Raw genomic sequence first — 11,784 nt, forward strand, 5'->3', positions numbered from 1 at the left:
CCCGAAGCTGCCGCAGATTGCGCACGCCGCGCCAACCCGAAATCGCCTAGGAGACAAGAGCCCATGCGGCTGCCCGCGACTCCAATTACGCCTACCATCGTGTTCGATCTCGACGGCACCCTCGTGCATACGGTGCCGGACATCGCCGCCGCGCTCGACGCCGCGCTCGCGCCCTACGGCGTCCAGCCGACCAGCATCGGCGAAGCCGCGAGCATGATGGGTGATGGCTTGAGCGAGTTCTTCTGGAAGGCGCTCGTTTCCAAGCGTCTCAATCTGCCGGCCGACGAAGCCGATGCCGCGCGCCGGCGCTTCATCGATACCTATGCAGCTTCGCCCGCGACGCTGTCGCACGTCTATCCCGGCATCCGCGCGCTGCTGCAAGAGCTGCGCGAGCGCGGCGTCAGGACGGCAGTGTGCACCAACAAGATCGAGCGCATCGGCTCGGACATCCTCGAGCGCTTCGACCTGCGCCGCTACTTCGACGCCGTCGTCGGCTCCGGCGGCGACCGTCCGATGAAACCGGATCCACGCCCGATCTTGGAGGCGGTGGCGCGCGCCGGCGGGCGCATCGAGCGCGCGCTGCTCGTCGGCGACACGGGCGCCGACCACGGCGCGGCGATCGCGGCGCGCATTCCGCTCATCCTGATCGACTACGGCTACAGCCATGTGCCGATCAGCGCGCTGACCTACGGCATCATCGTCGACAATCCGCTCAGCCTGCACGAGGCGGTCATGCACTTCGTCGGCATGGAGCACTTCCTCGGGCCCGACGCGGACCTGCACCACCCCTCCGTCGCTTAGGGGCACCTCAATCCCGACGCGCCCCTGCGCCCCCGCCCCTTCAACGACGCAAGTGCGAACCGCTACCCTTGGTTGTGCAGCCGATCCTGGCTAGGATTATTCTTTTGCGTAGCTGCATTTCGCGTCGGGGGGCGTGTTGTGGACCAGAGTGAAACGAGCGTCAGGGGCGCATTGCTATTATTCGTCATCATCTGCGCCGCGCTATTTGCTGTGTGGATTGTGATCGGACCGGGCGACCAATGGGCGACCGCGGTCATTGAGCAGGTTCGACTATCTCTGCAGATTGCCACCGACTGGTATCAGAAGACAGTCGATGGCCCGTCAAAGCTGATCGCGCCGGCGATCACCATCGCTAGCGGCAGCTACGCCATTTACAAGGGCTACAAGTACGCCGAGTCCCGCCTGCACTATCGCCTAAACGACTTTCTGGCGCGGGAGGAACAGCGTCTGGCAGACGCGCGCAAGCAGCTGCGCCTCATCATCGAGCGACCAAACGTCAATCGCAAGTTTCGCGAGCCAATCTTCCTTGAGAAGCCTTTGAAGAACGCGGTGCGTGAGCTGGGCTGGGGGAGCTACTTTCTCGGGCCGCAGCTCGGTTATGTCAGCTTCCAACTCGACACTTCTATCACTCAGCTCGAGCGACGTGTGAAATTATCAGAAGACCATCATCGTCATCTGGAGCGGCAATTGGCGACCGCTCATTTGCTCAAGGGAGCTATGCATGTTGCCGAAGCCTCCCGCACTGGCATGAGCAACGGATATAGTCGGCCACACGTCACGAGCGCGCTTGGTCATTTTCAATCCGCATTGGCAGTTGATGAGAAGGATTGCGAAGCGCTCGAATATGCCGCCCATGCCCACATTTGCCTAAAGCAAGATGGCGAGGCGAAGGACCGGCTTGGCGCGCTCTTGGAGCTGACCAGTGGGCAACCTAAGTCGCTCGCGCGCGCTCGCGCATTTCGATACATGGCCGATATCGAAGCGGCGCACGATCGCCCGAGAATCGCTCGAAGCAATCTGCGGGCAGCCTTGAAGGTTCTTCCGAACCTCCATTTCGAAGATCGGATTGAGGAAGCCGAGATTCACGAAGCCTTGGGCGATCGGCAGATAACACTGCACGCGCATATACAGGCGCAATCGCATTGGGAGATCGCGAAGGCCTTGTACGAGGAGATCGACATGCCGACCGCAAGAGATGGTCGAGCGCGTGTTGCGGCGAAGCTCGCCGCCCTCGACAAACTGCCCGACAAGGACACGGACGAGGACGAATAGCTTAGAAGCTCAGGCGCGTCAGATACCCGAGGAGATAGGCTGCGCCGCTTGCGATCAGCGCATGTCCTGCACTCTGCCACGCCGCCCAGCCGATAGCCGATCTCGCGTACGGTTTCGCATAGCTCTCCGCGAGTTCGCGATGATCTACTGCTGACAACAGCATCAGAGCGGCGGCACCAATGAGAAATGTCCAGATCGGCGCATTGAAGTATGCAGCCGTCGCCGTCGAAAGGATTGCGATATATGCCAGCATGCCCACCACCCCCGATTTGGGCGGTGAGTGAATATGATTCGTCCTCACATGGCGTGTTGCGGACTGTTGATAAATCTGGCTGCGACCGAAGCCTTGCCCCCCAAAAAAAAATAGCGCGGCGGGGGCCGCGCTATTCTTCGCCAACTAGCCCTGCTCAGTGGGTGTTCAGCCAGTTGTCGACGGCCTTCCTCACCTGGTCCTTGGCAAAGCCGTAGCGGGTCTGGATCAGCCCCTCGAGCTGCTCGCGGTTGCCGTTGATCTGCGCGAGGTCATTGTCGGTGAGCTTGCCCCACTGCTCCTTCACCTTGCCGCTGAACTGCTTCCAGTTGCCTTCGACGCGATCCCAGTTCATCGCTTACCTCCCGGTTTGAACGCCGACGCAGCGACGCAGACCCGTCCTGCCGGCGGCCGGATCGTTCCCGCGCGCGGGTGAACAAGTGGGTTACGGGGGGGCCGGCAATTAGCTCAAATTTGGCTGCGGCGCGCTGCGGTCGCACGCCACCGCCATTCTTTCGCCGAACTGTGCGGACGCATATGCCCGTGAGCGGGACCGGTATCTCGATAGATATCAGGGGGGTAGTCATGTTCTTTCTCGCTCGGCGCGCCCGCTCGCGGGGCGCCAACGACGATTTCTCATCCGACCTCGACGAGGAGAGCGAGCTTGCCTTCGATGCCGGCGAGCGGATTTGTCCGCCGCCCGACGACGGCGGCAGCAGCATGCTCGGAGCCAGCATCGTCATTGCGCTCATGCTTGGTGCCGGCTGGATCGTGATGCAGGCGCCGGCCGATTGGCTCGGCGTGGTCGGTGAGAGAGTGGCCGCCCTGTCAGCGCTGTTGCGCGATACGAGGCCTGCCGTCGTCAGCGCCGAATCGTCCGCCATCGCGACGGTCGATGCGTCAATCTCGGCGGTGCCGGAGGCGCATGTTGCCGACGCGCCGCCCGTGTCCGGTGAGGCGGTACCCGATGTGCCGGCGGTCTCGACGAACGCCGGCGCGCCAGTGGAGACCGGCTCGATCGATCCGGCCGCCGAAGCGCCCCCGGCGGAGCCGCTGCCGCCGCCCAAGGTCGATCCCGCCGACCCCTACCAGAAGCGCGCCGCCGCGGTCGGCCTGCACCCCGACCTTTCGCGCGTGCTGCTGAAGCGGATGACGTCCTCCGACTACCGCAATGCCGGCTACGCCATCGAAAACGCCGTCGCCAAGACCGCCGACGACGGCGAGTTCATCTGGCCGCGTCAGCGCAAGCCCGAGGAGGCGCTGTTCCGCGTCCGCTTCGTGCGCGGCGCTGCACCCCATTGCCGACGCTACGTCGTCACGGTGACCAAGGACAGGTGGTCGACGACGGCACCGCCGATGGAGAAGTGCGGTGCAGGCGATAGTAAGAGAGGGTGAGGTTGTCGTGAGGCCCGCGTGAGCCTACTCGCGCGCGTCGAGCTGGCGCAGGCAGATTTCCCGCCACTTGCTCTTGGTGATGTGCGTGCCCTCGTCCCAGGTGTCCATGCACTGCTTGAGCTTTGCTTCCCTCGATACGGTCGGCGCTTGCGAGGCAGTCGCCGCTTCGCCCGGCGTGGTGCCGTCGGGCCGGTAGTTGCGCGTGCCCTTGCGCTGCACGGGCTCCAGAATGGGGGATGGGTCGCGTTGGTCGAAGATGGGCGGCGCCGCGAGCACGGCATCGCCGAGCTGCGCCGCGCCCATGACAACCAGCAGAAGTAAGCGCGCCAGAACCATAACGAATTATACCACGGCCCGGCCGCGCTCGGATGCGGCGTGCGATCATGGTGAAACAATCGGCAAGGCCTGCGCTCCGGCGCCACGGCGCTAGCCAAAGCGCACGGCGTAGATCGGCGGCAGGTGCTGTGACAGGCATCGCCAGCTGTCGCCCTGGTCCTCCGACACCCACAGGTTGCCCGTCGTGCTGCCGAACGCGAGACGGTTGCCGGAAGCATCGATGTCGAGCGCGTGGCGGTAGACGAGATCGTAGGCGTGCTCCTGCGGCAGGCCTTGGCGCAGGGTTTCGAAGCTCTTGCCGCCATCGCGCGTGCGCGTGACCACCACTTGGCCGGCGACGGGAATGCGCTTCTCGTCCTTGATGGCGGGGACGAACCACGCGGTATCGGCGTCATCGGGATGCACGGCGACGGGGAAGCCGAACACCGAGGGGCTGGCCTCGCCGATCTCCTCCCAGTGCGCCCCGCCGTCGTCGGAGCGGAAAATGCCGTTGTGGTGCTGCACCCATAGGCGCTCGGGGCGCGCGCGGCACTGCACGAGGCGGTGCGGGTCCTGGATGTCGGGGTCATACTGCTGCTCGGGTGGCATGAAGGCGGCGCGCATGCCTTCTCCCGAGCAGTCCCAAGTGGCGCCGCCGTCGGTTGACGTCCACACGCCGCCGCAGGAAACGCCGAGCTTGACATGCTTGGCATCGCGCGGGTCGACGCAAATGGAGTGGATGCCCGGCAGGTCGGCGCCGCCGCCGAACCACTTCTTGCGCTTGGGATGGTCCCACAGCGAGCGCACAAGCTCCCAGCTTGCGCCATGGTCGGCTGAGCGGAAGAGGCCGCCGGGGATGGTGCCGCACCACAGGACGCCCGGCTCGGCGGGCCCGCCCGTCTCCAGCGCCCAGATCTTGACCGTCGACCACGGGATGGGCTTGCCCCACATGTCCTTGTCGTCCTCGCCCTCGGGCTTTTCCGGGTATACGGGGGCGGCAATCTCCTCCCAGGCGCCGCCGCCGTTCTTCCGGTGCAGCTTGACGCCGAAGTGGCCGTGGTCGAGGGCGGCGTAGAGCTGGCCGCCGCGGCTATCGGCGAGCAGCATCGAGACGTGGTCGGCGAGAAAGTCGGCGCCGGCGATGGACCAAGCCCCACCGTTGCGCTTCAGCGTGAACAAACCCTTGCGCGTCGCAACGAAGATGCGGTCGCTCATGGCGCCTCCCACGTGTGCTTTCGTTATCCGCCCGACAGCGCCTGTAGCACGTAAATCTCGCCGTTTTCGAGGACGGGATCGGAAAGATGCACGCGATCTGTAATGCGCTTGCCGTCGACGAACACCACCATGTGCTTGCGCAGGGCCGACTGGTCGTCGAGCACGTAGGCGCGGGCGCGCGCGTTGCCGGCGAGGGCGGCTTCGAGTGCCTCGCGCACGGTTCGCGCTTCAACGCTCACCGGCGGGCAGGCGATGTGACGCTGCAGATTGGGTGTGAAGACGACGCGCGGCATGCGCGCGATCTTAGCGCATGCCCCCGGTGTGAGCGACCTACTGGTTGGCTCCGCCGTCGCGCCTTAGGCTCAACATGCGCTTCACGTTGTCGGCAAGCTCCTCCGCGCTGAAGGCCGGGAGCGAGCATATCCGGTTGGCGCAGGCGAAGGCGGCCGGCTGGTCGAGCTCGGGGTATTGCACATCGGGATTCGGGAGCGGGCCCTCGCGCGCATCCCACCAGTCGAGCCGCTTATAAAGCGCCGGATAGGCGCGCCCGGCCTTGTGCAGCAAAGCCGCTTGCGGCGCGTCCTTGTAGCCGACGATCGTAATGTGCGTCGGCTCTACGGCGAGCTCCCGGTCGGCAAGCAGGGTTCCGGCCGCCGCCCATGGCGACTGGTTGAGGTCCGCGGCGGCGGCCAGGTAGCGCGCGCCGTGCTCGGCAAGCGCGCGATAGCCTTCCTGGCCGAGGTAGCGATAGAGGCGATTGGCCAAGCGGGTCGCGGCCACCTGCTCGTCGTGTGGCTTCGCCGCTTTCAGGAACACGCCGGTCGCGGCCTCGGGTGCGGCCGTGGTGCGAAAGCCGCCGCTCGCGTCCTTGAAGCGCGCCGCGATGAACTTCCCGGCGCCGTCGGCGACGCCAAGCCAGGCGCGATCGCCCGTTGCGGCATAGAGATCGAGGGCGGCATGACCCATGGCGAGCGTATCGCCGAGGAATGGTCCGCCGCGGTCATTGTCGCCGTGGCGAAAACCTCCGCCTTCGATCGAGCGATGCGCGATGATGTAATTCGCCGCCCGCAACGCCGCGCTCAAGGCCGCCTCCTCGCCCGTCGCGCCGTAGTAGGCAAGGAGGCCGCTGATGGCCCAGCCGTTCTCGCGCGCATACGCGTTGCGGTCGATGCGCGGCTCGCGGCCGAGCCTATCGCGCTCGGCGGCACTCAAGGCGTAGAACTCTTTGCCATGCAGCGTGGCGTCCACATCGGCATCCTGACTCGTGAAGAAGGCGCCGTCCGGCCCCTGCAGCTTGGTCAACAGGAAGCGCTTCAAGTCCTGCGCTGCCTGCAGGTAGAGGGGCTCCTGCCACAGCGCGTAGGCCTGGGCGTATTGGCGCAGGCCGCTCGCCTGGTAGGACATGATCTTTTCGTAGTGGGGCGACGTCCAATCGACGGTGTCCGAATACTGATAGATGCCGCCCCATTGCCGGTCGATCAGCTTCAAGCCGGCATCGAGCGTCTGGCGGGCACGGTCTTGCGCTTGCTTGTCGCCGCGCTCGGCACCGGCCAGCAGGGAATCCATGCCATCGGTATCGATGAACTTGTGCACGTCGCCCCAGCCGCCGTGGCGCGCATCGTAGAAGTCGCGGCTGCGGGTCAAAAGTTGGGCGCGCTGCTTGGCGCTGAGCAGCGGATCGACGGCCGGCACCACCTCGATCGCCGCCTGCACCGACGGCCCGGGTGACGGATCGGCGATCACCGCCTCGAGCAGCGACACCATGGCTGCCGGCTCGATGTAGCCGCGCCGCTTCACGATCTCGGAGCCATCGGGCGCGAAGATGATGGTCGCCGGCCAGCCCCAGTCGCCATAGCGGCTCGATAAGTCGGGCGAAGCGTCTTGGTCGACGCGCACGGGGAGATACTTCAACCTCAGCAGCTCGATCACCTTGGGGTCCTTATAGGTGGTCTCCTCCATGACGTGGCACCAATGGCACCACACCGCCTCGAGGTCGAGAATGACGAAGCGCTGCTCGGCGCGAGCGCGCGCGAACAGGCCGTCGTTCCAGCCTTCCCACGTGAGCGCCGCTTCATCAGCGCGCGCCGTTGAAAATAGGGCCAGCAGAACCGCCAGCATCACTCTTGTCGCAATCCGCATCTGGTCCTCGTGCTCTCTTGAGCCGAGTACGTGCGAAGTTGCGGCTAAGTTTCACAACTGGGCAGCGCGGCCTGCCGACCCGGGCGGAGGCGGAAACGCCCTCGCGATCTTCGAGCTGACGCGGGCAGGCAATGCGGCGCTGCAGGTTCGTCGTGACCGTCGATCTAGTATCCTACGCCGGTGAACCTGTAGCTCACCCCCGCCCGCACTATGTTGCCGTGCGTGTCGATATTCCAGCTGAAGACCGGCCCGACACCGCCCGCAAGACCGCTGGCCGTCGTGCTGCCGAGATCATAGTAGAGGTACTCGGCTTTGGCGCTCCAAGGCCCGCTGAAGTTCCATTCGGTGCCGCCGCCAACGGTCCAGCCGGAACGGAACGACTGATCGCTGGCGTTCATCGTGGATCGGCCGCACGGCGGCGTAACGAAGCACGTATCGAGGATGCTGACACGCGTCTGTGCACCGAAGTAGCCGCCGGTCCCATAGAAGAGCCAGTCGTCCGCAACGAACCCCATGCGGCCACGCGCGGTAAGATAGAAATCGGCTTCCGTGCGTGAGGATGTGTCCTGCCCCGCAAGTGGGGCGTGGGTGGGCGCGCTGCCGGTCAGGCCGAGGTCGCCAACATCGCCCTCCACGCCCAGCAATAGTGCGCCGAGCTGCCAATTGTAGCCGAGCTGGCCACCGGCAACGAACCCCGACGTATCGGAATGCCACCGGTCGCCGGGATCCAAGGGAGGACCTAGCTGGGCAGTTGCTGCCCCCCACGGGGGCACGTTGTACCCGTTCAAGTCGAATGCTCCCGTGGAGCCCCAGGTCCCGCCAAGATGAAGCCCACCGTAAAACCCGGTCCAATTCGTTGCCGCCAACGTGACCGGGGCCGGATACGACGGCATGCCATCGGCTCGCGCATGCTGGCTCGCGCCGAGGCTGACGATGCCGATTGCGAGTAGCGCAATATTCATATGACGCATGTGAATCGCCCTCCCAGGACGGTGAAGACGATTCGGATATGCCGATTCGCGGCCGTGCCGACGGGAGGCCCACGGACAATTACCGCAATCAACAGGGCCCAATAGGTTTCAGGCTGTAATGTGTGTGCGTGAGCGGTCAATTCCGCTTTGCGGTCAAAGGCCGACCGTGCTTGGCCGGCCTCAATGCGCCAGCAGCCCGGCGCGGCGCAGGATGCTCAAGACGGCCTGGCATGGCACCAGGAACGAGTGCCAATCGCCTTTCTTGCGAGGATCGACGTCGTAGCGAAAGCCGTTGTCCTCATTGGCAGCACCCTTGACGACGACGCCGACCAGCGTGCCCTTGGCGTCGATGACCGGTCCGCCCGAGTTGCCGGGCAGCGAGTCGACGCTGGCGGCGATGTACGTCGATAGCCTGCCGCGAAATTCGGCCTTCCCGAGGCCGACGAACTCGCCTTTGCTCCAGCGCTTGGCTTCACGGGATAAGCGCAGCGAACGGCGCTTGCCGACGCCAGGAAATCCAATCGCGTAAATTTCCTGGCGCAGGGCTTGCTCACACCGGTCGCCAACGGGAAGCGGGGCGCCGAGGCGCCGCTTTGTGCTTGCCGTGATCCTGACCACGGCGAGGTCGTAGGCGTCGTCGACATAGACGAGATCGACACCGTCGAGCCGCTGCGGTGGCGGCGCGAGCGTGATGCCGTCGCTCTCGAAGCGCGGCTGGTTGATATCCTCGGCGAGGTAGCGCCGTGGCTCTTTGCAGTCCTCGATGGCGTGCCCGGCGGTGATGAAATAGTAGTCGGTGCGCTTACCGCGCGGCGCCTGCCCCACGAGAAACGCGGAGGCCGTGTAGGCGCCGCTGCGGCCCTCGCAGACGAAGGCATAGACGGACGGCCACACGGCCCGAACGGCCGGCGGCTGTTTGTCGGTAAAGAATCCCTCGGCGGCGCGGCAATGCGTCCCCGGCGCCAACGTCATGAGCGCGCACGCGAGCGCTCGCAACCAAGACGCGGTGTCCGGCCGCTTCCCCTTCACCACGATTGAGACAGCGTCGGCGGCTTTCACGCGCAACCTGGGACGCTGGTTGCGTAGCAATCGACGATGTGCCGGCGCTCCCCGATCAGCGTTCACGTCCACCCCCCCAAACCGTCGCTGCAACGGCCCTGCGCTTAAAGCATCGCGCACGTCAAGCGCCAGAGGGAATTTGCCCGACCGGGGGGTGACGCTGTCGCAGCGATGCTGCTCATTTTATCGATGCTGAAAATCAGTTTGGCAGACTGTGCATCCATCCTCATTCGCCTGCCTCACCCAGAACGAAGCGCAGCAGTCCGACGGCGTTGGAGGTGGCGTCCGGCCCGATGCCGAGCTGCTCCGCCGGAAGATTGAAGCGGTTCACCCAGTAGGTGGGATAGCCGAAGCTCTTGGCGCCGTACGCGTCCCAGCCGCCGAACGCGGCGAACGCGATTTCCTCCTTCTTCAGGCCGAGCTGCTCCATGCCGAGCGCGTAGGCGCGCGGGTCCGGTTTGTAGGTGCCGTTGACCTCGGTCGATAGCAACTCGTCGAAGAGATCGACGATGCCGGCGCCCTCTGCATTGGCGCGCAGCATGCGGCCCGAGAAGTTGGCGATGGTGATGAGGCGCACGCCCGCAGCCTTCAGCTTGCGCAGCATGGCGATGCTGTCCGGCCACGGCTGCAGGGTAAGGTAGGCGCCGAGCAGGCGCCGGCGCACGTCCTCCGGCAAGGGAAGCTGCATCGCTGCGGCCGTGTAGACGAGCGCGTCCTCGGTGACCTTGAAGAAGTCCTCGTGCCGGCCGGTGATGGAGCGCAGGAAGCCGTACTCGAACTGCTTGGTGCGCCAGGCCTTGGTGAACGCGAGGCCCTTCCCCGGATACGCCTTCTCGACCTCGGGCACCACCGAGTTCGGATTGAAGATGACGAAGTAGTCGAACGCGACGGCCTTGAAGCGCGGCGCTGCCTGCGCCTGGGCGGCGATGGCAGCGAGCAAGGCGACGAGCAACATTGGCAAGGGAAGGCGCATGAGAACCTGCGGGCGACGAGCCGATCAGGCACGCAGCCCTCGAAAGCGTGTCCTCGAAGTCCGGCCCGGCCTCAGCTATTCGGCCGTCGCTGGGAAAAGTTTCGCGCGCCGCCGATGCCGACAACGCGCTCAGGGGAAGCGAGTGAAATCCCGGAGGTCCGCCCGGAACATCCCTTGTCATCAGGCGTTTGCGTCGATGGTCCTCGGAACCATGCATTCAAATTCGCACGGGCCGGATTTCGCGAGCTTTGCTGCGGCCGATGAGGCACGGCGCGGCTGGGGGCGCGTGCTTGATTTCTGGATGGCCCGTCGGGAAACGCCGTATCGGCTGGTGTTGGAGCGGCCGGGCCTGAGGCTTCGATGCTACGGCCGGCCTGGAGACCAGCCATCCTGGCTGATCATCCCGGCGCCGATAAAAAAGCACTACATCTGGGACTTGTTGCCACCGGTCAGCGTCGTGCAGCGCTGCCTTGAATCGGGGTTCAACGTCTATCTCCTCGAATGGACTGAGGCTCCGCGGGACGACCCGAACATCGGAATAGCGACCTACGCCGATCGCCATATTCTCGACTGCGCAAACGCAATCGGCAGACCGATTGTTCTCGCGGGACACTCTCTTGGGGGCACGTTTGCGGCGATCTTCTCCTCGCTCCATCCTGAGAAGGTGGGCGCGCTCGTGCTGCTCGAAGCGCCACTCAGCTTCGCCGAAGATACCGGTGCTATCGCTCGGCTCATTCGCCAATTTCCGAGCGTAGAGGCGCTAAGCGGTTTCGACGATTGTCCAGGCGTACTTCTCGGCGCCCTTGGCGTCGCCGCCTCACCGGAGAGCTTTCTCTGGTGGCGTTGGCGCGACGGGGTTGCCAGCCTCGTGGACCCCGAGGCTCTTTACACGCACCTCCTGGTCGAGCGATGGCTACTTGATGAGCTGGCCATGCCCGGCGGGCTCTTCGCTGATGTCGTCGATCTATATCGACAGGATCATTTCATGCGCGGAACGCTTCGCGTGGGCGACAAGCCAGCCGCGGCGCGGAACGTCACTGCGCCCGTCCTGGCCGTGATCGATCCTGAAAGCGACGTGGTTCCACCGAGTTCCGTCATGCCATTCCTCGATGTGCTACCCGGCCGGGACAAGAAGCTCTTGCGCTACGAGGGTGACACCGGCATCGCACTCCGGCACGTCGGCGTTCTTGTCGGACGCAATGCCCATCGTACCTTGTGGCCGGAGGTTCTCGCCTGGGTGAATAGCCGAAGCGCGCACTAGCGCCTTTCTAGTTTCGGCGGAACGCATGTCGTCTAGCCGTTAACCCCTCACCCGGAAGCTCGTCCATGCGGAGCATGGCTTCGCCATGACCGCTTCCGACCTCTCCCGCCGGGAGAGGTGGTGTGCGAGCCAC

13 protein-coding genes are annotated in these 11,784 nt (G+C 65.0%); 4 read left to right on the forward strand and 9 right to left on the reverse strand.

The features are described from left to right. Window positions 1-63: 63 nt before the first annotated feature. The gene (locus F9K20_RS15985) at window positions 64-801 is read left to right on the forward strand and encodes an HAD family hydrolase (RefSeq protein ID WP_291003968.1); all 738 of its coding nucleotides are present in this window, start codon (window positions 64-66) and stop codon (window positions 799-801) included. A 138-nt stretch (window positions 802-939) separates the two neighbouring features. Next, on the forward strand, window positions 940-2,073 hold the full coding sequence (locus F9K20_RS15990) for a hypothetical protein (RefSeq protein WP_291003971.1): 1,134 nt from the start codon (window positions 940-942) through the stop codon (window positions 2,071-2,073). Window position 2,074: 1 nt separating this feature from the next. On the opposite strand, the gene F9K20_RS15995 is transcribed toward F9K20_RS15990, so the two are convergent. Both F9K20_RS15995 and F9K20_RS16000 read right to left on the reverse strand, forming a co-directional pair. After that, on the reverse strand, window positions 2,075-2,470 hold the full coding sequence (locus F9K20_RS15995) for a hypothetical protein (RefSeq protein WP_291003974.1): 396 nt from the start codon (window positions 2,468-2,470) through the stop codon (window positions 2,075-2,077). 10 nt (window positions 2,471-2,480) lie between these two features. Next, window positions 2,481-2,678 carry a CsbD family protein gene (locus F9K20_RS16000; RefSeq protein WP_291003977.1) on the reverse strand — a complete coding sequence of 66 codons (198 nt, stop codon included), beginning with the start codon at window positions 2,676-2,678 and terminating at the stop codon, window positions 2,481-2,483. A 230-nt stretch (window positions 2,679-2,908) separates the two neighbouring features. Here F9K20_RS16000 and F9K20_RS16005 point away from each other — a divergent pair, with 230 nt between their 5' ends. Next, window positions 2,909-3,718 (forward strand): hypothetical protein, encoded by an 810-nt coding sequence (locus F9K20_RS16005; protein ID WP_291003980.1) that lies wholly within the window; start codon window positions 2,909-2,911, stop codon window positions 3,716-3,718. A 24-nt stretch (window positions 3,719-3,742) separates the two neighbouring features. Here F9K20_RS16005 and F9K20_RS16010 read toward each other — a convergent pair whose 3' ends face one another. From F9K20_RS16010 to F9K20_RS16040, 7 genes are all read right to left on the reverse strand, one after another. After that, entirely contained in the window at window positions 3,743-4,054 is a 312-nt protein-coding gene (locus tag F9K20_RS16010) for a hypothetical protein (protein ID WP_291003983.1), read from the reverse strand. 90 nt (window positions 4,055-4,144) lie between these two features. Beyond that, window positions 4,145-5,248 (reverse strand): sialidase family protein, encoded by a 1,104-nt coding sequence (locus F9K20_RS16015; protein WP_291003986.1) that lies wholly within the window; start codon window positions 5,246-5,248, stop codon window positions 4,145-4,147. A 23-nt stretch (window positions 5,249-5,271) separates the two neighbouring features. Further along, entirely contained in the window at window positions 5,272-5,541 is a 270-nt protein-coding gene (locus tag F9K20_RS16020; RefSeq protein ID WP_291003988.1) for a MoaD/ThiS family protein, read from the reverse strand. A gap of 37 nt (window positions 5,542-5,578) precedes the next feature. After that, entirely contained in the window at window positions 5,579-7,387 is a 1,809-nt protein-coding gene (locus tag F9K20_RS16025; RefSeq protein WP_291003991.1) for a DUF255 domain-containing protein, read from the reverse strand. A gap of 164 nt (window positions 7,388-7,551) precedes the next feature. Next, a complete protein-coding gene (locus tag F9K20_RS16030) occupies window positions 7,552-8,358 on the reverse strand; it encodes an outer membrane beta-barrel protein (RefSeq protein ID WP_291003994.1) in 807 nt (268 codons plus the stop codon). Window positions 8,359-8,538: 180 nt separating this feature from the next. Continuing rightward, entirely contained in the window at window positions 8,539-9,330 is a 792-nt protein-coding gene (locus F9K20_RS16035; protein WP_291003997.1) for a serine protease, read from the reverse strand. 313 nt (window positions 9,331-9,643) lie between these two features. Next, complete coding sequence (locus F9K20_RS16040; protein WP_291004000.1) at window positions 9,644-10,390, reverse strand: haloacid dehalogenase type II; 747 nt, start codon at window positions 10,388-10,390, stop codon at window positions 9,644-9,646. Here F9K20_RS16040 and F9K20_RS16045 point away from each other — a divergent pair. Then, window positions 10,389-11,651 carry an alpha/beta fold hydrolase gene (locus F9K20_RS16045; RefSeq protein WP_291004003.1) on the forward strand — a complete coding sequence of 421 codons (1,263 nt, stop codon included), beginning with the start codon at window positions 10,389-10,391 and terminating at the stop codon, window positions 11,649-11,651. The genes F9K20_RS16040 and F9K20_RS16045 overlap by 2 nt on opposite strands. Window positions 11,652-11,784 lie beyond the last annotated feature (133 nt).

This window comes from Hyphomicrobium sp., assembly GCF_009026145.1.
Classification (GTDB): Bacteria; Pseudomonadota; Alphaproteobacteria; order Rhizobiales; family Hyphomicrobiaceae; genus Hyphomicrobium_A.